This window comes from Bradyrhizobium sp. 154, assembly GCF_023073875.1.
Classification (GTDB): domain Bacteria; phylum Pseudomonadota; class Alphaproteobacteria; order Rhizobiales; family Xanthobacteraceae; genus Bradyrhizobium.
Window position 1 is genome coordinate 132,817 of sequence record NZ_JADPKG010000085.1, and the last position, 19,557, is coordinate 152,373.

Sequence of the window (19,557 nt, forward strand, 5' to 3'; positions counted from 1 at the left end):
CCGTTACTCCGCAGCTTCGACCTTGGCGTCAGCCGGCTCGAGCGCCGCGGCGATGGCTTCGTCCACGCGCTCCAGCCAGATGAATTCGAGGTTGTCCCGCGCGCTCTTTGGGATCTCGTCGTAGTCCCGTTTGTTGCGCGCCGGTAGCATCACCAGCTTCAATCCGGCAGCGGCGGCGGCCACCACCTTCTCCTTGATGCCGCCGACAGGCAGCACCAGGCCGCGCAGCGAGATCTCGCCGGTCATCGCGGTGTCGCTGCGCACCGTGCGATTGGTGAGCAGGGACGTTAGCGCCGTGAACATCGCAACGCCCGCGCTCGGTCCGTCCTTCGGGGTCGCGCCCGCGGGAACGTGAACATGGATGTCGCTCTTCTCGAACAGCTGCGGATCGATGCCGAGCTGGGTGGCTTTGCTCTTCACCAGCGTCAGCGCAGCCTGCACGCTCTCGCGCATGACGTCGCCGAGCTGACCGGTCAGGATCAGGCCGCCCTTGCCGGGCACGCGCGTCGCCTCGATGAACAGGATGTCACCGCCGACCGGCGTCCACGCAAGGCCGGTGGCGACGCCCGGAACGCTGGTGCGCAGCGCGATCTCGCCTTCGAAGCGCGGCTGGCCGAGTACGATGGCGATGTCCTTCGGGCCCACCACGACCTTTGCGGCCGTGCCCTCGGCGACCTGCACCGCGGCATGCCGGAACACCTTGCCGATCTCGCGCTCGAGGTTACGCACGCCGGCCTCGCGGGTGTAGCCCTTGACGATCAGCTTCAGCGCCTCCGGCTCGATCTCGGCCTGTTCGGCCGAGAGGCCGTTGGCCTCCAGCTGTCGCCGCACCAGGTAGCGCCGCGCGATCTCCAGCTTCTCGTCCTCGGTGTAGCCGGCGAGGCTGATCAACTCCATGCGGTCCAGGAGCGGACCCGGGATCTGATCCAGCATGTTGGCGGTCGCGATGAACACCACGCGCGACAGGTCGAAGGGCACGCCCAGGTAATTGTCCCGGAACGTCCCGTTCTGCTCGGGGTCGAGCACCTCCAGCATGGCGGCGGAAGGATCGCCCTGCACACCGCGGCCCATCTTGTCGATCTCGTCGAGCATCATCACGCAGTTGCGGGCGCCCGCCTTCTTGATGCCCTGGATGATGTTGCCGGGCAGCGCGCCGATATAGGTGCGCCGGTGGCCGCGGATCTCCGCCTCGTCATGCACGCCGCCTAAGCTGACGCGCACGAAGGGGCGATCCATCGCGCGTGCGATGGATTGGCCGAGCGAGGTCTTGCCGACGCCGGGCGGGCCGACGAAGCACAGGATCGGGGCCTTGCCCTGCGGGGCGAGCTTGCGCACCGCCAGATATTCGATGATCCGGCTCTTGATCTTCTCCAGGCCGAAATGATCGGCATCGAGGATGCGGCGCGCCTCCTTGATGTCGATCGGCTTCTCCGCGGGCAGGGCCCAGGGCAGCTCGATCAGCCAGTCGAGATAGGTGCGGACCATGCCGGCTTCGCCGGCGGCCTCCGGCATGCGCTCGTAGCGGCGCAGCTCCTTCTTGGCGTGCGCGTCCGCCTCGGGCGGCATGTTAGCCTTGGCGATGGCAGCCGTCAGCTCGGCGACCTCAGCCTGCTTGCCGTCGCCTTCGCCGAGCTGGCGCTGGATGGTCGCCATCTGCTCGCGCAGGATCGCCTCGCGCTGCCGCTCGTCGAAGCTGGCCCGGGTCTTCTGGCCGATCTCGTTGCTGATGCGCAGCACCTCCAGCCGCTCGGCGAGGTGCTTCGACACCTTCTCGACCCGCAAGGCGAGGTCAATGGTCTCCAGCACCTCCTGCTTGTCCTGCGGCTTGATGTCCATGAACGAGGTCGCGAGGTCCGCCAGCGCGCCGGGCGCGCTGGTGCCCTGGAACATCGCGGCCAGCTCGGGCGGGGCCTGCGGCAGCAGCTCGATCGCCTCGATGGCCTGGCGCTGCAGGTTGAGCGCGCGCGCCTCGATCTCAGGCGAGGTCGTGGTCGGCTCGGGGATCTGCTGGATGCGCGCAGCCAGGAAAGGTGTGCCCGGCAGGAAGTCGAGGATGCGGGCGCGCTGCACGCCCTGGCAGACGATGTGGTGGCTGCCGTCGGGCGCGGTGATGTAGCGCACGATATTGGCGATGGTCGCGACCCGGTAGAGGTCGTCCGGGCCGGGCTCGTCGATCTCGGGGCTGCGTTGCAGGACGATGCCGACCGGCCGCTGCTCGCGCAGCGCCTGCTGCGCGGCGGCGATGGACTTTGCGCGGCCGATCGAAATCGGCGCGATGGCACCGGGAAACAGCACCATCTCGCGCACGGGGATGATGATCAATGCGTCCTCGGGAATCTTCACGTCGGAACCGTTTTGCTGGGTATTCATCTGTTCGGGAGCCATGATCAATCTCAGGATTTGGCGAGGCGCAGCGCGACGCAGCCGTCCATCACGAAGCGGCTGATGGCATAGCGGCCAAGCGGAAGCGCGATGCGCCGCTCGAAGCGGCCCTGCGGCAGCTCGAGCCGGTGGATGCGGGCGTTGCGAAGCTCCGGGGGAAGGGTGCGCTGGCCGGAGATCACGAGCACGCCGTCATGGATCGCCGTCTCGACATTGCTCGGATTGACGCCGGGAAGCGCGATCAGGATCAGGAGCTCATGCTCGGTTTCGAGCACGTCGATCGGTGGCTCCCAGCAAACTTCCTGGCGGCCGAACTGCTGCCGCAGCCGTTCGGCGCGGGTCAGCGAGTCCAGGGCTTCGGACAGCATCCAGTCGAGGGGATTTTTGGGTTGCATGATGCGGACTCGGCGATGGGAAAGGCTGCATATGGGACTGGTTCCCCAGAATTCCAGCCCGCCGGCGCGGACGTGCCATGCGGATCCTGCGATCCAGAAAAGGAAAACGCCGCGGCTCGCACCGCGGCGTTCCGTTATCGGCCACGCACGGCGTCAGGCCGCTGCGCGGTACTCCTCTTCCGCTTCGAGGTTGATCACGGAGGTGGCGAGCTCGGTCAGCGCGCGGTCGGTCGCCTCTTCCTCGTCCAAGGTCTCCTGAAGCAGCCTTGCCGCATCCTGCATGCCGAGCTCCTCGGCCCAGGTCCGCAGCGTGCCGTAGCGGGAGATTTCGTAATGTTCGACCGCCTGTGCCGAGGCGAGCAGGCCCGCATCGAGGGCGGGGGCGTTCTTGAACTCTTTCATGATTTCGGCGCCCTCGTCCGCGATGCCGTTGATGGCCTCGCAGGGCTTGCCGCGCGCCGGCTTGCCCAGCATTTTGAAGACTTGGTCGAGACGTTTGACCTGGCCCTGGGTCTCGCGCAGATGCTTGTTGAACGCCGCCGCAAGCTCCTTCGAGTTTGCGGCCTTTGCCATTTTGGGCAGCGTCTTGATGATCTTGTTCTCGGCGAAATAGATGTCCTTCAGCGTCTCCAGGAACAGGTCGCTGAGCATCTTCGGCGCCTGACGCGGTCGCCGCGCCGCGGTCTTCTTGGTTGTGCGTTTCTTCGCTCGTTTAGCCATACGTCCTCCTCTTGAGGTGACACGGGAAGGCGTCGCCTTCCTCAATCCTCAGGCGATCAAAACCCTTTCGAGAACGAAAGTTCCAAACTGGCAACCGGGGTTCGTGGCGATCGCTCAGGTCGGGCGCTTATAGGGGTCTTCCTGGCGCTGTCGCTCTTCGGTCGCGCGATCGAGCCGCGCACGCTCGCTGCGGCGCAGGCGGCCGGCCTTCATCACTCCGTAGACGAGGACGCCGCCGAGCACGAACGCGCCGATGAACCAGAGCCAAAGCATCTGGGCCGAGGCGTGACCCAGCAGCATGCTAACTCCGCTGTCGCTCATAGTTAGTCTCCACCGATGTCCATTGCGGTTATGCTGAGCTAAGTCGGCTGCCGAAACGTCGTTCCATGCGGCCGCGCTCGGGGGATGTCAGACGAGATGCGCCAGAGGCTGCCGCACCGGCGTGCCCTTCGGCTCACTGCCGCGCGCCGTGAAGTCGCCGGCCTCGGTCGAAGTCCGCAGCCATTTCGTCACGTCGGCAATGGCCTCCCGCGGCGAGCGACCGAATTTCCGCAAACTACGGAAATATTCGAGCTGAAGATGCGCCGAAGTGCCGCGCTTCGGGATCATCTTCAAATGCTGGATATCGCCTTCGATGCCGAGATGCGCGATGTCGGGCGCCAGCATGGCAATCACCGCCTCGAGCCAGCTCCTGAATGAGATCGGCTCAAAGGACGCCAGATCGATATATGTGCCGTCGGTTCCATAGCGCTGGGCTCGCCAGCGGTTTTCCTCGATCAGCGCGCGGTGCACAGGCGAATAGGTGGCATTCAGATCGGGATGGTGCACGATACGCCGGACCAGCGCGCGAAACAGGGCTGCGATTGCTACCGAGTCTGCAATTGCCGTGCAACAGTCGGTGATGCGCAGCTCCAGGGTCGGATGCTGAAGCGACGGCCGCAGCGCCCACCAGACATAGGTGGCATTGGGGACGATGCCCGCGTCGACCAATGTCTTCACATAGGTCTCGTATTCGGCGAGGTTGCGAAACATCTCCGGGAAACCGGTCCGGGGCAGGGCGTCGTTTGCGGCATTGCGGTAGCCCAGCAGTCCCGTTGGACAGCCGCACCAGAACGGCGACGAGGTCGAGAGCGCCAGCAGCAGCGGCAGGAACGGCACCAGGCGGTGCATGATCTCGACGCGCTGGTCCGGCTCAGGCACCTCGACGTGAACGTGCAGGCCGCTGATAGGATTGCCGAGGCCGACCATTCCGAGATCGTTGATGACCTTGCTGTAGCGGCGCTTGCGCGTCATGCGCTGCTGCTGCGGTTGAGCCAGTGGATGCGTCCCCGCGGCAATGATGCCGACCCCGTGGTCCTTGCCGACCTCGGCGAGAACCGAGCGGTAGCGCGTGAGCTCGGCGATCGCATCGGCCGAAGACGCCAGCGGCGGCGTCGCCACCTCGATCTGCGATTGCAGGATTTCGGTGGTCAGCCGTTCGCCGAGGCGCTTCTGGGCCGCCGCCATATAGGGCTTGGGCAGCTCGGATCTAGGCGCCGCCGATTGCCGATTGACCAGAAAATACTCTTCCTCGATGCCGAAGCGGTAACGGTGCATGGCCTACGCTGCCCCTTGCGGCTTGGCATGCTTGCGAACCGCGTCTCCGAACGCCGAGAGGATGCGGGCCGAGGCATGATCCGTGCTGGCCCAATAGTCCGGATGAAAGAGTGTGCCGAGCGCAAACGCGCTCGCGCCCTTGACGCTGACGGCCTCGATCGAGCCGTCCTCGGCCACCGCTTCCGCGACGAGGCCCGGGGCCAGATCGGCGATCAAGAAACTATGCAGCGAATTCACCGGAATGGCCTCTGCGCTACAGATCTGCTGCAGGACGCCACCCTTACGCAGCGTCACCTTCTGCCGCAACCGATAGCGCGCATCCTCATTGTCCGCCTCGGGCGTGCCATGACGCTGGTCCTCGGGCATATCGTCCGGCTCCTTTGCCAGCGTGCCGCCGAGAGCAACGTTCAGCTCCTGCATTCCGCGGCAGATGAAAAGAGCGGGGATGCCCCGCGCCAATGCACGCGGGATCAGGCGAAGCGCAATCTCGTCGCGGAATTCATCGAACGGACCGTCGCGCGCCTCGTCGGCCATTTGCCCATACCGGGAGGGATGGACGTTGGTCTGTCCGCCGCCGATGAAAATGCCGTCGAGGCCGTCGAGGTAAGCATCGATGTCTGCTTCGGGCGCTGCCGGAAGGATCCGTGGCACCGCGCCCGCGACGAGCCCGACGGCGTTGACGCAGATCAAGGCGACCGAGGCGAGTTGCTCGCCGCGCGTGACCATGGAATCGGAGAGAATACCGACCTGCGGCGCGCCGCTGCGGGCTTGCCAATGGCCACGCGATGCGCTGTGCCTCCATTGCTGAAGACCATAGGCCACCGCATCCGCAGCGCTACCGAATTGATGAATGGCAGCCTTGAGCTCTCTGACGTTTGTCCCTAATCGAAGCGCCCAGTGACTGCAGGCAACGGGATCGTGCGGGTCAATTGTGGAACGGTGCTCGTGCAATTGTCGCGGCTGCTTCTAATTCGTGTGTCGATGCTGAGTGAAACGGCAATCGTGCAGAATGGTTGCTGTCCGATCGAGCTGCCCGATCGTTTTACAGAGCACGCGGGTTAACTTTTGTTATGGCTCGGTACTTGAAGAAGCCGGGCTGGAAGAGACGCCAACGATTGACATCTCCCTGTCCGCCTTCGTGATGCTGCGAAGCTCGCGATCATCATCGTGGTCGTGCTCTCGGGCCTGCTTCTGCTGCTGTGCTTCGCCTCCGCTCATCTGATCGCCCGCATCCTCGAGCGCACCGCAGATGCCGTGCGCTCGCGCATGCTCGGCATGCTGCTCGCAGGCCGCCCGGCTCCATTCGCGACGACGGGATTGCAGCAGCCAGCCGGGCGTTCGGTGAGACTGCGACAATCTGCTAATTCTTTGATTTTGCGATGTATTTCCAGACGTTGCGGCCGTGCCGGCAAGACATGGGCCGGTCCGGGTCGCTTTCTCTTGCGCTGCCTTATTGCTTTGACGTACTTCCGGTCTAGCAAACGCCCATCGCCGACAAACCGCCAAGAAGCCGAGAAGAAATCGAGATGTCGATGACAGCGGACGAGCTCGCCAAGAGACAGGCCATCATCGACGCCTGCCGCCGCATGAATGCGCTCGGTATCAACCAGGGCACCTCGGGTAATATCAGCATCCGGCATGTGGATGGGCTTCTGGTCACCCCGACCAGCGTGCCCTATGACGCTATGACGCCGGACCAGATCGTGTTCATGGCGATGGACGGCTCGCATGCTCCTGGGCAGAAGCCGTCCAGCGAGTGGCGCTTCCATCGCGACATCCTGAAGTCCCGGCCCGACGTCAACGCCGTCGTGCACGCCCATCCGACCTATTGCACCATCCTGGCGATCATGGGCATGGAGATCCCGCCGGTGCACTACATGATCGCGGCCGCCGGTGGCGACAGCATCCGCTGCGCGCCCTATGCCACTTTCGGCACCGTGGAGCTGTCCGAACATGCGGTGCGGGCGCTGGAGGGCCGGCTTGCCTGCCTGCTCGACCATCACGGAATGATCGCGATCGGCAAGACGCTGGACAAGGCGATGTGGCTCGCCGTCGAGGTCGAGACACTGGCGCGGCAATATCACGGCTGTCTCCAGATCGGACAACCGCCGCTGCTGCCGAGCGCCGAGATCGAACGGGTCCGCCAGCGCATGGCAGGCTACGGCCTGTCGGAAGGGTAGGGCGGGCAGAAAGTGTTCGTGCGGATCAGACATCTCGTCGATCGCAAGGGGACGAACCGTACCATGGTTCGGCTGCGTGCCCTGCTGCGCAGCAACGAGTTCTACCTGATCCCGCTCGCGCTGGTGATCGGCACGCTCGCGGGCGCGATCGTGACGCTGATGGCCGAGATCGCCCAGATCGCGCACGTCGTGATCTACGGCATCCCTGTCGATGTCCGCCTCTCGTCCAATGCGAGCGTCAGTCCCTGGGCGGCGCTGATCGCGCCTGCACTCGGCGGGTTCGCGCTCGGCATCATGGAATGGTCGCGGCGGCGCATGAAGATCTCGAATGCGGTCGACCCGATCGAGGCAAACGCACTGCGCGGCGGTAATCTGTCGATGCGGGACAGCTTGGTGGTGTCGAGCCAGACCCTGATCTCCAACGGCTGCGGCGCCTCGGTCGGCCTCGAAGCCGGCTATACCCAGATCGGCTCCGGCATCGCCTCGCTGCTCGGCAAGTTCTTCAATCTCCGCCGCAACGATCTGCGCCTGATGGTCGGTTGCGGCGCTGCCGCTGCAATCGCGGCGGCGTTCGGCGCGCCGATCACCGGCGCCTTCTACGCCTGCGAGCTGATCGTCGGCGTGTATTCGGTCGGTAGCGCCGCTCCGATCCTGGCGGCCTCGCTCGCCGGCGCCCTCACCGCGCAATGGCTGGGGGGCGCGCCGTACTCGCTGGAGATACCGAAAGTCAGCGCCGTCGGCGTCGAGCAATACCTCGCCCTGATCGGACTTGCGCTCGTCACCAGCGGCGTCGGCATCGCCGTGATGCGCTCCTCGCCGACGTTCGAGCGCCTGTTCGCCTGGATGCCGGTCTGGCTGCGTCCGGTGATCGGCGGCCTCATCGTCGGCGGCTTCGCGATTGTCACGCCGCAGGTGCTCGCAGCCGGCCACGGCGCCATGGTGCTCGATCTCTTTCATGACATGACGATCGGCCTGATCGCACTGATCATCGCCCTGAAGGTGACGGCCTGCCTGATCTCGCTCGCCTCGGGCTTCCGTGGCGGCCTGTTCTTCGCCTCGCTGTTCGTCGGCAGCTTGATCGGCAAGTTTTTTGCCGCGGTGCTGCTCTTGATCAGTCCGAACTTCGTGATCGATCCGCTGGTCGCGATGCTGACCGGCATGGCGACGCTCGGCGTCGCCATCGTCGGCGGTCCCTTGACGATGTCGTTCCTGGTGCTGGAGATGACCCGCAATGTCGACGTCACCGCCGTGGTGCTGGCCGGCTGCATCGTCACCTCAATCTGCGTCCGCTTCATGTTCGGCCATTCCTTCTCGACCTGGCGCCTGCATCTGCGTGGCGAGACCATCCGCAGCGCCAACGACGTCGGCTGGCTGCGCAACCTCACCGTCGAGCGCTTGATGCGTTCAGACGTCGGCAAGGTGCCGTCGACCACGACGATCGCGGCCGTGCGCCGCGAATTCGCGCTGGGGTCGCGGCCCGGAATCGTCGTCGTCAACAATGCCGACGAATATGTCGGCCTGGTCATGCTGCCAGACCTGTTCTCCAACGACCTCGACACCATCGCCGACGACATCCAGGTGGTCGAGCTGGCGCGCCTGACCGATATCGTGCTGATCCCGGAAATGAACGTGAAGTCGGCGATGGCGGTGTTCGACGAGGCGGAAGCCGAGATGCTGGCGGTGGTTGATTCCACCGACAGCCGCAAGGTGGTCGGCTTCCTCACCGAGACCTTTGCCCGTCGCCGCTATGTCGAGGAAATCGACAAGGCGACGCGCGGGGTTTTGGGGGCGCTGTCGTAGTCTATTGGCCTTGTCGAGGTGGCGAGGCGACGAGGCAGGCTACGATCCGGCGGACCAGTGGCAGCACCACGAGCAGCGTCGGAAACGCGACGAGCCATGACAGCGCCCAGGCGCCGGGCCAGGTTGCCAGGAACGCCGGCGTTGCGCCGAGGCTCCGCAGCGTCGAAATGACCGACACCACCGCGGTCATGAGGACGGACAGCACAAAGGGCATTACGATCGGCGCATAGCGCGCCGGCAGTTTGCGAACCGCAATCATCTGATTTCTTTCAAGGAAAAGGACGCGTCGATCACGTTGAACCCTTAAATGGCATCGATCCCGACGGCGTCGGTTGATGCGTTGGTTCACGTCAAACGCTTACGGCGACCGAAAAACGGCGCGGCTGTTCATTATCCGCTCAGGTTGGATGGTTCAAGCTGGACCTAGTCGTTCGGTTTACAATCGTTCAAAGCGTGGCAGATCGCCGCGATCAGGAAACCATTTCAGTGGTTTGCGCGTTACGTGTCGTTTGCTGATGGGCTCTTTGGGCGAGAACAGAGGAACGTCAAATGAGCATTAGACCCATGATTCCCGCGGCCGGCCGCAGCACGCTCGTCGCCGCGTTCGCAAGTCTCGCCCTGATCGCAGTCTCCGCCTCGCCCTCCGTGGCCGCTTCGCCCGGGACACCATCCGCCAGGGCAGACGTCGCTGGCCAGGCCGTGTCGGGCGCCACCGATTTCAGCGCCGCTCGCCGTCATCGCTATTACCGGCGCGGCCCGAACGCAGCGGGCCTCGCCTTCATGGGCGCCGCGGCAGGCCTGATCGGAGGAGCAATCGCCGAGAGCCAACGCCGCGAATACTATGAGAACCGCTATTATTATGGCCCGCGTCCTTACTACGGCGGCCCGGGTTATTACGGCGGCGGTCCTTATTACGGTCCGCGCTACTATTCCCAGCCATATTAAGCGATCGTTTTCGCCGTAGGCCGCGGGTGCGATCCGGCACGTCGTCGGTCAAACTGCGGCAACCTCCGGAATGCGCGAAGAAGGGGGCGGTGCTTTGCACCGCCCTTGCTGTTTCCGGTTTCGGCTCTCCCTGCCGTCTCATGTGTGTCGCCTGCCTGTCAATCCTCCTGTGCGAAAATTCTGTTTTACCGAAATTCGGAAATGACGTATATGTCGGCCTCCCGGCTCATCCGAGAGGGGCGATCATGTGTCGTGATGATCGCGGAGCCGGGCTTGCGGTGGACGCGGCAGCGTCGGGCGCGAGAGGCCAAGGGCAGGGCGGATTGCTCTCCGTGAGTCCTTAAGCTTCGCGCAGACGGACGGCGCTGTCAGGTTCGTCGCGCCAGCATGTCGATGGCAAGGTGCACAATGCGAACCCTGTGGCGCAGGCGAGCCGCGCGTACGGCAAAACCGCGTGGTCCTGGCCGTCGTTGCTACGGTCAAGCTCTTGCGGATGCGGCATTGGCGTCAACCGGCGCGGTGTCCGTGACTTCTACGAGGGCGAGGGAGGCCAGAACGAACTCGGCTCCCGGGAGAGCGCGGCATAAGCCGTCAAACCACTGCGCAGGGCTTCGCAAACAAGTCGTTTAACCCTCGAAGGCACTTCCGCGCTTTCAGCAACCACGAAAGGCACCTTAGCGTGACCACTCCTGTCACACAAGACAACACCCCGCGTAAGACCAAATTCACCTTCGAAGAAGCTGTGGACGTTTGGCTCCGTCGTTGGGCCGGTCAGTTCCAGCACGAGATCGCCGCAGCATACGTGATCAACGTGCGTGCGATTAATCACGTGCTGAAGGAAGTCAGCCACGTCGGCAGCAAGGAAGAGGCCGCGCGGCGCATGGGGCGTACTGCATAACTTGCGCTCATTGCATAAACGGACGCGGGGTCACTGGTGCCCCGCGTCGGTCCCCGAGAGATTCCAATGGCACCATGAATTACAAGCTCAACCCACTCCGCCTTTGGTACACATTACTTGATAGTCGCCCACTATCGCACATTTCTTGGTCGTCTATTCGCAGAATTGGTCAGTCACGACTCCTTAGCTTGACTATCATCGTGCCATTTCTGGGCTCAGTCATTCTGTTCAATCAAGCCGTTGTGGACTTGCTGAGCATTTCGCCCGAGGTGGTGCACCGCTGGTTCCATCTTGCGAATGAGCGCTCAGACGAAGCAAAAGTCACAGCGCACACCCTTACCCTGTCGCGATTATACTTCGTGTACTTCGGACTGAGCTTCCTTGGGTTCGGGTCCGCCCTCTTTGCTCTTTTCTGCCCTGAATCGATAAGTGTTTCCGTTCGTTAAAGCGGGAGATATGCGAGGTGATTTGAATTGGGCCGATTTCCTTCGGTGTGCACGAGAATTTGCGCCGCCGCAAATCGACATCGTTAAGCCCTTAATGGTTATCTGCTTGGGACGTTCGACTCCCTTCCGTGCAATCTCCGAAGTAGTGACCGGCCGAATGCTATCTGGCACAGGGGATGATGCCTTGGGGCCTGTTCGATTCAATGGGGGTCGAAATCTACGGCGTCACTCATACCGGTGGTCGCGGAAACGGCTGGCTCAACAGAATAGAGACCGAATGGGGAGGTCTAGCCGAAAGACTGAAGCGATTGATGCCCCCCAATTCGTCCTCCTTGTAAAAAACTCTCGGAAATGTGCAGCCTGGACAGCACAACCGCCAACTAGCCGCCATCCTCGCGCTCTTCCGCATGGTCAATCGCTACGTCGGCAACTTGCAGCCGATGCCCGGCGCATTCCCCGACTATCCAATGCCCGCGCTCAGCAACACGGAAGCCGCGATCGAGACGACGATGATGCGTCGGGACATCAGTTATCACCGCGCGGTAGCTTCGCGACAGCTCGACGTAGCTTGATTTCGATGCACGGAGCGCAGATCACCTCGCCATCCCCGGCCGGTGGCGCAAGAACGGTCAGCTCTTCGGGCGCAAACTCTTCTTCGCAATGATCGCAGCGGCGTGGAATTTCGAGCATCCGCGCATTTGCTCACGTAGTTGTGGTGGAATTCGGCAAAGGGCGCCGGAATGAACTCGCCCAAGAATCGCTGGTCAGTTGGTGTCTGGAGAACACAAAAAGTCGCGCCGACAGGAATGGGCGCGACTTTTCTCGAACAGCCCAAAGATGATCAGGAATGATGCCCTCGACTATTTCTCTTTGATCACAGTCGTGCTGCTGCTGCTACCAACTGTCCCTTCCTCGCAGACTTTGGTTTGCTTGATGCGATCTTCGGCTTCCACGCGGCTCTTGAAAGCCAGCGGACCGATCTGTGTTACGACCTCCTTGTCCGCCGGACGTGTCGTGGTAACGGTGCATTGGCGGTTCGGACCCTGCACGACATAATACTCGTCGGCCAGTGCCGGGGCGGCGCATCCGATGATTAATGCGCCAGCAAGAAGAAGTGGTGCCTTCATTGTCGCCTCTCTCTGTTCAAGTGCTGCCGACCGGCGCGATCGAGAAACCATCACGTGCTATCGCGCACGCGACGGCTCATGCTCGCTTCTGTCGGCGGCTCTGTAACTCATTGCGGACTGCAAGAGTTCCGAAAGGCCACGTCCTCAGAACGAAGCCTTGGAACGACGCGAAGGTGCCGCAACGGCCAGTTGCGGGATGATGTGCTCAGGCTCTGATGGCCATGGCGCGGGCTTTCTTTCGAAAAGCACAAACAAAACGCCGCCCGGAGAGAGCGGCGAGTACGAAACGTTCATGTGAGCGGAACTCATTTCTTCATGGCATCTGCTGCGTCTCTCGCCGGATCCGTCGCGCTCTTCCGCGTGGTTAAGCACTACGTGGAGGGATTTGCCCGGCAAGCGCTGAGCCAGCAAAGGCGCTCTTTCAGGCGGCCGCTCGCTGCATCCGCCGCTCCCATGGCAGGCTGGGCACCTGGGACGGCGAAAGCTCCATCTCCAAGCAGAGCTTGCACAACCAGCATGATTGCCCATGCGAACGGCATTTCCCATCCGCCCTCGACGAACCAGAAACTCTTACGAACCATCCAGAAATGAGTTGCGCCGAGCATCATAGGCAGGGTGTAGAGGCTGATCCATCGAGTATAGATGCCGAGCAGTAGCAAGATTGCGGCCGCGAACTCTGCGCTGAGTGTATAGGCGAGCACCCATTCCGGATACCCCGCCTTAAGAAGCCCGTTCCACCAAAGGCTAATCGGCTTTAGAACGAACTTACCATAGAGTGCCGCAACAAACAGGCCAGCAATCGTAAGTCGCAATATCAACGCCGCGTAAGGCGCAGTTCTCTGGTCAACCATCGAACGCTCCTCAAAGGATCGAAGGCACCGTCAGTGTGACGCCGCGCGGCAATCAATTGCAATCTTTAGCAGGCTCACTCCGGGCCAGTAAAACTACGGAGGAGACCGTATGATGCGCATCTTTGCTCCCGGCCAACCATGCGTCGGTGGTCGCGCTCGCCCGCCTTGGTCAATCGCTAAATCGGCAACTTGCAGCCATGTTCGAATTGTTTGCTGACTCTCCCGCCCACTGACCCGCAACACACGAGTGCGGGTAGCGGATGACGTCACGCCTGCGGGCACTACCATGGCCTCGCGGTCCCACGTCAACTCTTCACCGGAGAAGTTTGCAAACCAAACCTTTGCTTCACCACGCAAAGCTAAGCCACGCGGCTTCTTACTCGGCAGGACGAGAATGGGACTGCGATCTGAACGGCCAAGACCGCTACGGCCGCTCTCTTGCAACGTGCTTCATTGAAGGCGAGGACGTTGCTGGCTGGATGGTGCGCCAAGGCTGGGCTCTCTCATTTACGAAGTACTCACATTCCTATGATTCCAACGAGATGACGGCTCGCGAGGCGCGCTTAGGCTTATGGCAAGGAGCGTTCATTGCGCCTTGGGACTGGCGGCATCGAAACAAAAAAACCGAGGTCTTAGGCGCCGCATCGGTCCCGGTGAACGCTCAATCAATACTGCTGGGCGCAGTTTCGGCTGCTGCCGCTCCCGATCCAAATTGCGTCATTAAGGGAAACGTAAACCGTAAGGGAGAACACATCTTTCACTCGCCTGGTCAGTTGAACTACTCAAAGATCGCCATGGACAAGGGCCTCGGCGAACGCTGGTTCTGCACTGAAGCGGAGGCCGAAGCAGCGGGTTGGCGCAAAGCTGCTCGCTGAAAAAAGAAAAAGGAACCCGACTTTGAAACTAACTTCAATGGTGCTCGCGCTTTTGATCGCGCTTTCAACTCCTGCCATTTCAGTGATTTCCGCTTCGGATGCCGCTGCGTGGGGGCGACGGAGCTATCATAAACATTCATACAAACATCGCGGCGAAACTTGTTGGCGGACCAATCGGCATACCGGGGCGCGTTTCCGGATCTGCTGAGCCTTGGCCCGCGTGAGCTTGTGTTGTCGGTCGTAGTTCAGAATGCGCAGTAACCTGACGTCGCTGGACTGGGTTGAGCTTGGAAGGTCAATTGCCGAGCTCGCAGGCGCTCGTCTTATTTCGACGGCTGTCGCGATTGTGGTTGGAAGTTGGCTTCCGTGCCATGCCGCCGAACTAGCCATCCACCCGCTAGGCGAATTCACCTTCATAGACGTGTCAGGAAACTTCGAGAAGGGTGATGCTAGTCTGTTCGCGGAAAGGACGGCGAATGTACCAAAAGCCATTGTAGCGCTACGAAGCGACGGTGGAAGCCTTTTAGCCGGGATCAGCATCGGTGAAACAATCCGCTCAAGGGGCTTCGCGACGCTAGTGCCTGCAAATAGCCGTTGTGCATCGGCTTGCGCTCTTGCTTGGCTTGGCGGGACTCCACGATATATGGCGGCAAGTGCTCAAGTTGGGTTTCATGCGGCCTATGATAGCTCATCGGGCAATGAGACCGGCGTGGGAAATGCCATCTTGGGAGCTTACGTCAACAAACTTGGCCTGTCGTACTCCGCAGTAATATACATAACGCAAGCATCGCCTGCATCGATGACTTGGTTGAGCGCAGAAGATGCCAAGAAGAACGATATTGAGGTGAAACTCCTTGAACCATTCAAAACGGGTTCAGCCCTAGCCCCCTCGCAGGCAGACCCGTCACATTCACCTTCCTCGCTCCGCGCGAAGGTCAGTGAATTCGTAAGGCTCTTGTTCACCGTATGGTCCGGCCCTAACGATAAAGTCGCGGCAGTTCTTCCGCGTCTGTACGGCGTACATGTCCTCTTCTACGGTCGCGATCTCTCGGATAACGAGGTCGTCGCGGATAAGATGAAATCGATAAATCGGTGGCCTCAGCGCCTGTATAAGATGCGTGAAGGTTCACTTACTGTAGAATGCAACGAGGCGGTCGGCTCGTGTAAAGCAAGTGGCATAGTGGATTGGATGGTTCGTAGTCCTGCACGGAATGCGCAAGGCAGCGGCTCAAGCAGCTTTGAATACACTTTTGAAATGCGCGATGGACCGTTGCGGATTACGGCGGAAGGCGGAAGCGTGATCAGCAGACTGCCCACCACCGCAATCCGCTAAGTCAGAAGTCCTGTTTCATTCCATCCCGACGAAGTCGTTTGCCGAGCCAACTCTTCTCGCGGTTCGGACACATTCCCGTAGATCTACGGCCATTGCCTACGCGCGATGCTTAGCATCTACTTGACATTGATTTCTGTGACGATCTTATTTCTCGGAAAAGCGCGCATGAGCATTAAAGCCATGATGGCGACGATCCTCCAGAACCAATTGGAGTTGCGCGGCGTACACTCACTGACGCCATCCGACTATGAAGCGATCATAGAGCAGTTGGTCGAGCAGCTTAGAGAGCTGGAGCTTAGCTTGGCGGCTCGCGAATTAGCTGGCAAGCACGAGCCGAAGTAACTTCATATCGAAGGCTGGCGCGCGCATTTGGTTGGTCAGGTATGGCGACTCAATGTATCGGTCGCTACCATGAAATACGCTTCTGCTCGCCCCTTGGCCGACCCGGAAAACGCCGCTCGCAAGCTGGTTGAGATCGCCTCCGGCATCCAGCCCGTGCAGGATGGGCGCATCTTCATCGAGCTGATCAATGTCCCCTTCCTGAAGCAAGGCGGGATCGGCGAACAATTCCGCGCTGCAGTCGCGCTGGCGCAGGAGCGAGGCTGGCTAGAGCTGCATGAGAGCGGCACGTATGTGCGGCTAACGGGGCAGACCACAGAAGTTCGGTGAAGAACTAGAACATTCTGCGCAGTTGATCGCGATGGAACGTTCGCAAGAAAAGAGGGCCGAAAGCCCCCTTTTCAAGATCAGTACCGACGATAACCCCGATGGTAGCCGTAGCCGCGACGCACATAGGGGCGGCGGACGACGTAGGCCCCACGCCGATACACGGGCCTTGTGCGGACGCAACCGCGCGGACCGCAGACCACTGCAACACTCTCGACGTTCGAAGACTGGAACTGTCCCACAGGGGCGAGCGGCAACGCTGAACCGGCTCCGGTCGAAATTGCAGCGCCACCTAAAGTGGCCAATGCGAGAAGTGCGAATTTAATTCTCATCTCGTTTCTCCCGTTGGGTGTAGTCGCCCCAGGCAGCGTAGGGGTCCTTCTGAATGGAGTGTGAGCGCGAAGTAAGATTGAATCGCCGTAATAAAGCGGCGACTAAGGAGTCTCTTGCTTCGACCGCGAACATCTATCTCTGCGACAATTGGTCTTTAGTTCTTCGTCAGCGGCTTCTTTGGCTCCTCGGCGACTGCCTCAACATCAACCGGGGGAAGCTCGCCCGTGCGGTCCTTTAGGTCGGCCGCTCGCTGGATCAATCCCGACGCAACCTGCGGGTCCTTTGTCGTTTTTGCCATTCGCAGCAGCGTTGCTGCGGCCTCTCGGGCGAAGGAGGTGTAACGCGGCACGTCTTTTTTATCCCATCGAAGTGTCCCCGTGGGATGAGTCAGAAACCCGGACTGCGTTCCGGTGCTTTGTACAAAATGTACACAGGCGACAAAAAGGCCTCAGCTCCGGGGCTGGTGCCAAGCTGAGGCCTCGTGTCGGCATCACGTTATTACGGCGTGATTTGGAAGGACCAACTAAGTTCTTGCCATTTGGTTCCCGCTGCTTGGTCAGCTGGATCGGTGGCTGAACCAACCCGCTGTGGCACCTTGACTTGCAGCGGCGTCAGCGCCCAGAGCGTCGCAGCGCGAGCAAAAGAGGATGCCATCGCCGCGAGCTGCCGCGAACGCCTCAGCATGACCGATCCCCCAGCACATGCCTTCAGACCCACGGACGGGGTCAGGCTCGCCTTCGGGGCTGCCGCAGCGAGCAAGCCCTCCACCAGCACTGCAAACCAATCGCCACATTGACGCAGGCGATAGAACAACGCCACGCTACTGAGGTCGGCAAGGCCAACAGAAGCGGCCCACGCGGCTGTCGATCTCAACCCTCTTTCACCCAGACAATAGGCCAGCATCAGCCGAAGTAACGACACCGCATCTGGAATTTGGCGCCGCCGCACGAAAGCCTTCGTCTGGCGCGCACTTATCTCAAGCTGCGCAGCCCCGCCGAGTTGCGTAAGCACTCTCGTCCAGTCCTCGTTCAGAAGCGATTCGTCTGCCATCCCGGCTAGGAATCACGTGTGATTCCAACACTCAAGAATAAACTTAACGCCTATGCGGCCTTCCCTGCGCCCTCTCGGCTTTGAGGGTGGAGCGACGAAGCAAAGCTCGGGCGAAACGCGCCGCGAGGACGCGAAGGCGTGTGTGCGCATTCGGCTAAATATTCCGCAATCGCACCCGCGGCGCCGGTGGACTTGCCCGCCGCAATCCGGTTCAATGGTCGCGTTGAGTTTTCAGAGCGACAACGATGTCGAGATATCTGCTGGTTCTGCTGCTGATCGCCTCGCCGGCGGCTGCGCAAGTCAAGATGAAGCCGCAGACCACGGCGGCGCATCCGGACCCCTGTGCCCCGATCGGGCGTACGGCGGATGGCAAGCTGGTCTACTCCATGACATGCGAGACCCTGCCGGCGCCGCCCCCGTCGCCGCACACGGAACTGAAGGAGGCGCCGCTGCCTGCCGCGGAGCCGGAGGTCCGGCGGAGCGGCATTTTCGGCTGGTCCTACGACCGCCGGTGATGCGGCTACGCCCCTTGCGCGAGGCCCGACGGAATGCTCTTTGCCGAGGAGTCCACGGTGGGCTACGCCCCCGACCCAGAGAGATGAGATGAGCAAACTCGTTATCCGCGCCGGCGATTTCACCTTCGATGCCCGCTTCGAGGAGCAGCTGGCACCCAAGACTGTCGCCGCCTTCCGCAAGGCGCTGCCGTTCGAAAGTCACATCATCCATGTGCGCTGGAGTGGCGAAGGGGTGTGGATGCCGCTCGGCGATTTCGATTTCGGCGTCGGCTACGAGAACCATACGAGCTATCCCGCGCCCGGCCAGATCATCCTCTATCCCGGCGGTATCAGCGAGACCGAGATCCTGCTCGCCTATGGTGGCGTGCATTTCGCGAGCAAGATGGGCCAGCTCGCCGGCAACCATTTCATCACGCTGACTTCGGGCCTGGAGAATCTGGCGACGCTCGGCAAGAGCGTGCTGTGGAAGGGCGCTCTACCGATCCGCTTCGAGGAAGTCTGAGTGACCGACGCAAGCTACCCGCGCGATCTTCGCGGTTACGGCCGCAATCCGCCGCATCCCGAGTGGCCCGGCAACGCGCGGGTCGCGGTGCAGTTCGTCGTCAATTTCGAGGAAGGCGGCGAGAACAATATTCTGCACGGCGACCGCGCCTCGGAAGCCTTTCTGTCCGACGTGCTCGGGGCCCAGCCCTGGCCGGGCCAGCGCCACGCCAACATCGAATCGATGTTCGAATATGGCTCGCGCGCAGGCTTCTGGCGGCTGTGGCGGATGTTCGGCGAACGCAACTGGCCGGCCACCGTGTTCGGAGTCGCGACCGCGCTGAAACGCAATCCGGAAATCGTAGCTGCCATGAAGGAGGCGGGCTGGGACATCGCCAGCCACAGCCTGAAGTGGATCGAGCACAAGGACATGACCGAGGCGCAGGAGCGCGCCGAGATCGCCGAAGCCATCCGCGTCCACATCGAGGCGACCGGATCGCGGCCGCTCGGCTGGTACACCGGGCGCTCCTCCATCAATACCAACCGTCTCCTGATGGAGGAGGGCGGCTTCCTCTATCTCTGCGACTCCTATGCCGACGATCTGCCCTATTGGGTCAAGCGCGCAGGCGGCAAGCAGCTCATCATTCCCTACACGTTAGATGCCAACGACATGCGCTTCATCAACCCGCAAGGGTTTGCCGACGGCGAGCAGTTCTTCACCTATCTGAAAGATGCCTTCGACGTGCTCTATGCGGAAGGGCTGACCGCGCCGAAGATGATGTCGGTCGGTCTGCACTGCCGCCTTGCCGGCCGGCCTGGCCGCGCTGCGGGGCTGATGCGCTTCCTGGACTATATCGGCAGGCACGAGCGCGTCTGGGTGCCGACGCGATTGCAGATCGCGCAGCACTGGCACGACAAGCACGCGCACTTTGCGGCCGACGCATTCGAGATCGAGTGAGAGGATG

22 protein-coding genes and 2 pseudogenes are annotated in these 19,557 nt (G+C 61.7%); 13 read left to right on the plus strand and 11 right to left on the minus strand.

All coding sequences use genetic code 11. The features are described 5' to 3' along the window. Positions 1–3 precede the first annotated feature (3 nt). From lon to IVA92_RS20255, 6 genes are all read right to left on the minus strand, one after another. Positions 4–2,385 (minus strand): endopeptidase La, encoded by a 2,382-nt coding sequence (gene lon, locus IVA92_RS20230; RefSeq protein ID WP_247280526.1) that lies wholly within the window; start codon positions 2,383–2,385, stop codon positions 4–6. 8 nt (positions 2,386–2,393) lie between these two features. After that, positions 2,394–2,777, minus strand: coding sequence for an Hsp20/alpha crystallin family protein (locus IVA92_RS20235; RefSeq protein WP_247280527.1), 384 nt, complete (start codon positions 2,775–2,777; stop codon positions 2,394–2,396). Between the two features lie 153 nt (positions 2,778–2,930). Beyond that, positions 2,931–3,497, minus strand: coding sequence for a ferritin-like domain-containing protein (locus IVA92_RS20240; protein ID WP_247280528.1), 567 nt, complete (start codon positions 3,495–3,497; stop codon positions 2,931–2,933). Between the two features lie 114 nt (positions 3,498–3,611). Continuing rightward, a complete protein-coding gene (locus IVA92_RS20245) occupies positions 3,612–3,818 on the minus strand; it encodes a hypothetical protein (protein ID WP_247280529.1) in 207 nt (68 codons plus the stop codon). Between the two features lie 87 nt (positions 3,819–3,905). Next, entirely contained in the window at positions 3,906–5,093 is a 1,188-nt protein-coding gene (locus IVA92_RS20250) for a carboxylate-amine ligase (protein ID WP_247280530.1), read from the minus strand. A 3-nt stretch (positions 5,094–5,096) separates the two neighbouring features. Next, positions 5,097–5,915: a gamma-glutamyl-gamma-aminobutyrate hydrolase family protein gene (locus IVA92_RS20255; protein WP_247280531.1), complete on the minus strand. Its 819-nt coding sequence runs from the start codon at positions 5,913–5,915 to the stop codon at positions 5,097–5,099. Between the two features lie 324 nt (positions 5,916–6,239). Here IVA92_RS20255 and IVA92_RS20260 point away from each other — a divergent pair. The 3 genes and pseudogenes from IVA92_RS20260 to IVA92_RS20270 all read left to right on the plus strand — a co-directional run. Then, a pseudogene (locus IVA92_RS20260) lies at positions 6,240–6,380 on the plus strand (MarC family protein); the annotation flags it as partial. A gap of 239 nt (positions 6,381–6,619) precedes the next feature. After that, complete coding sequence (locus IVA92_RS20265) at positions 6,620–7,273, plus strand: L-fuculose-phosphate aldolase (protein WP_247280532.1); 654 nt, start codon at positions 6,620–6,622, stop codon at positions 7,271–7,273. 12 nt (positions 7,274–7,285) lie between these two features. Then, on the plus strand, positions 7,286–9,073 hold the full coding sequence (locus IVA92_RS20270; RefSeq protein WP_247280533.1) for a chloride channel protein: 1,788 nt from the start codon (positions 7,286–7,288) through the stop codon (positions 9,071–9,073). A 1-nt stretch (position 9,074) separates the two neighbouring features. Here the strand turns inward: IVA92_RS20270 and IVA92_RS20275 are convergent, their stop codons facing one another. Further along, complete coding sequence (locus tag IVA92_RS20275; protein ID WP_247280534.1) at positions 9,075–9,332, minus strand: DUF2798 domain-containing protein; 258 nt, start codon at positions 9,330–9,332, stop codon at positions 9,075–9,077. Between the two features lie 290 nt (positions 9,333–9,622). Between IVA92_RS20275 and IVA92_RS20280 the strand changes: the two genes are divergently transcribed. The 3 genes and pseudogenes from IVA92_RS20280 to IVA92_RS20290 all read left to right on the plus strand — a co-directional run. Next, complete coding sequence (locus IVA92_RS20280; protein ID WP_247280535.1) at positions 9,623–10,018, plus strand: hypothetical protein; 396 nt, start codon at positions 9,623–9,625, stop codon at positions 10,016–10,018. Positions 10,019–10,697: 679 nt separating this feature from the next. After that, positions 10,698–10,916 (plus strand): hypothetical protein, encoded by a 219-nt coding sequence (locus IVA92_RS20285; protein WP_247280536.1) that lies wholly within the window; start codon positions 10,698–10,700, stop codon positions 10,914–10,916. A gap of 797 nt (positions 10,917–11,713) precedes the next feature. After that, positions 11,714–11,826 (plus strand): annotated as a pseudogene (locus IVA92_RS20290) (SOS response-associated peptidase); the annotation flags it as partial. Positions 11,827–12,222: 396 nt separating this feature from the next. Here the strand turns inward: IVA92_RS20290 and IVA92_RS20295 are convergent. Both IVA92_RS20295 and IVA92_RS20300 read right to left on the minus strand, forming a co-directional pair. Continuing rightward, positions 12,223–12,489 (minus strand): hypothetical protein, encoded by a 267-nt coding sequence (locus IVA92_RS20295; RefSeq protein WP_247280537.1) that lies wholly within the window; start codon positions 12,487–12,489, stop codon positions 12,223–12,225. Positions 12,490–12,860: 371 nt separating this feature from the next. Beyond that, positions 12,861–13,340 carry a DoxX family protein gene (locus tag IVA92_RS20300; protein WP_247280538.1) on the minus strand — a complete coding sequence of 160 codons (480 nt, stop codon included), beginning with the start codon at positions 13,338–13,340 and terminating at the stop codon, positions 12,861–12,863. 326 nt (positions 13,341–13,666) lie between these two features. Between IVA92_RS20300 and IVA92_RS20305 the strand changes: the two genes are divergently transcribed. The 4 genes from IVA92_RS20305 to IVA92_RS20320 all read left to right on the plus strand — a co-directional run bounded on the left by IVA92_RS20305 (position 13,667) and on the right by IVA92_RS20320 (position 16,217). Next, positions 13,667–14,215: a thermonuclease family protein gene (locus tag IVA92_RS20305; RefSeq protein WP_247280539.1), complete on the plus strand. Its 549-nt coding sequence runs from the start codon at positions 13,667–13,669 to the stop codon at positions 14,213–14,215. Positions 14,216–14,465: 250 nt separating this feature from the next. Beyond that, positions 14,466–15,548 carry a hypothetical protein gene (locus tag IVA92_RS20310; RefSeq protein WP_247280540.1) on the plus strand — a complete coding sequence of 361 codons (1,083 nt, stop codon included), beginning with the start codon at positions 14,466–14,468 and terminating at the stop codon, positions 15,546–15,548. 165 nt (positions 15,549–15,713) lie between these two features. Next, a complete protein-coding gene (locus IVA92_RS20315; protein ID WP_247280541.1) occupies positions 15,714–15,890 on the plus strand; it encodes a hypothetical protein in 177 nt (58 codons plus the stop codon). A 93-nt stretch (positions 15,891–15,983) separates the two neighbouring features. Beyond that, the gene (locus IVA92_RS20320) at positions 15,984–16,217 is read left to right on the plus strand and encodes a hypothetical protein (RefSeq protein WP_346015601.1); all 234 of its coding nucleotides are present in this window, start codon (positions 15,984–15,986) and stop codon (positions 16,215–16,217) included. A 484-nt stretch (positions 16,218–16,701) separates the two neighbouring features. On the opposite strand, the gene IVA92_RS20325 is transcribed toward IVA92_RS20320, so the two are convergent. After that, positions 16,702–16,896 carry a hypothetical protein gene (locus IVA92_RS20325; protein WP_128956029.1) on the minus strand — a complete coding sequence of 65 codons (195 nt, stop codon included), beginning with the start codon at positions 16,894–16,896 and terminating at the stop codon, positions 16,702–16,704. A gap of 149 nt (positions 16,897–17,045) precedes the next feature. Next, positions 17,046–17,597, minus strand: coding sequence for a hypothetical protein (locus IVA92_RS20330; protein WP_247280542.1), 552 nt, complete (start codon positions 17,595–17,597; stop codon positions 17,046–17,048). A 245-nt stretch (positions 17,598–17,842) separates the two neighbouring features. On the opposite strand from IVA92_RS20330, the gene IVA92_RS20335 reads away from it, so the two are divergent. The 3 genes from IVA92_RS20335 (at position 17,843) to puuE (ending at position 19,550) form a co-directional block, all read left to right on the plus strand. Further along, positions 17,843–18,112 carry a hypothetical protein gene (locus IVA92_RS20335; RefSeq protein ID WP_247280543.1) on the plus strand — a complete coding sequence of 90 codons (270 nt, stop codon included), beginning with the start codon at positions 17,843–17,845 and terminating at the stop codon, positions 18,110–18,112. Positions 18,113–18,200: 88 nt separating this feature from the next. Next, positions 18,201–18,614 carry a DUF3830 family protein gene (locus tag IVA92_RS20340; RefSeq protein ID WP_247280544.1) on the plus strand — a complete coding sequence of 138 codons (414 nt, stop codon included), beginning with the start codon at positions 18,201–18,203 and terminating at the stop codon, positions 18,612–18,614. Then, positions 18,615–19,550 (plus strand): allantoinase PuuE, encoded by a 936-nt coding sequence (gene puuE / locus IVA92_RS20345; RefSeq protein ID WP_247280545.1) that lies wholly within the window; start codon positions 18,615–18,617, stop codon positions 19,548–19,550. The last annotated feature ends 7 nt before the right edge of the window (positions 19,551–19,557 follow it).

Bases quoted from the DNA above. Each gene is read 5' to 3' on its own strand.
- lon (WP_247280526.1), bottom strand. From the start codon at position 2,385: ATGGCTCCCGAACAGATGAATACCCAGCAAAACGGTTCCGACGTGAAG.
- IVA92_RS20235 (WP_247280527.1), bottom strand. From the start codon at position 2,777: ATGCAACCCAAAAATCCCCTCGACTGGATGCTGTCCGAAGCCCTGGAC.
- IVA92_RS20240 (WP_247280528.1), bottom strand. From the start codon at position 3,497: ATGGCTAAACGAGCGAAGAAACGCACAACCAAGAAGACCGCGGCGCGG.
- IVA92_RS20245 (WP_247280529.1), bottom strand. From the start codon at position 3,818: ATGAGCGACAGCGGAGTTAGCATGCTGCTGGGTCACGCCTCGGCCCAG.
- IVA92_RS20250 (WP_247280530.1), bottom strand. From the start codon at position 5,093: ATGCACCGTTACCGCTTCGGCATCGAGGAAGAGTATTTTCTGGTCAAT.
- IVA92_RS20265 (WP_247280532.1), top strand. From the start codon at position 6,620: ATGTCGATGACAGCGGACGAGCTCGCCAAGAGACAGGCCATCATCGAC.
- IVA92_RS20275 (WP_247280534.1), bottom strand. From the start codon at position 9,332: ATGATTGCGGTTCGCAAACTGCCGGCGCGCTATGCGCCGATCGTAATG.
- IVA92_RS20280 (WP_247280535.1), top strand. From the start codon at position 9,623: ATGAGCATTAGACCCATGATTCCCGCGGCCGGCCGCAGCACGCTCGTC.
- IVA92_RS20295 (WP_247280537.1), bottom strand. From the start codon at position 12,489: ATGAAGGCACCACTTCTTCTTGCTGGCGCATTAATCATCGGATGCGCC.
- IVA92_RS20300 (WP_247280538.1), bottom strand. From the start codon at position 13,340: ATGGTTGACCAGAGAACTGCGCCTTACGCGGCGTTGATATTGCGACTT.
- IVA92_RS20310 (WP_247280540.1), top strand. From the start codon at position 14,466: ATGCGCAGTAACCTGACGTCGCTGGACTGGGTTGAGCTTGGAAGGTCA.
- IVA92_RS20315 (WP_247280541.1), top strand. From the start codon at position 15,714: ATGAGCATTAAAGCCATGATGGCGACGATCCTCCAGAACCAATTGGAG.
- IVA92_RS20330 (WP_247280542.1), bottom strand. From the start codon at position 17,597: ATGGCAGACGAATCGCTTCTGAACGAGGACTGGACGAGAGTGCTTACG.
- IVA92_RS20335 (WP_247280543.1), top strand. From the start codon at position 17,843: ATGTCGAGATATCTGCTGGTTCTGCTGCTGATCGCCTCGCCGGCGGCT.
- IVA92_RS20340 (WP_247280544.1), top strand. From the start codon at position 18,201: ATGAGCAAACTCGTTATCCGCGCCGGCGATTTCACCTTCGATGCCCGC.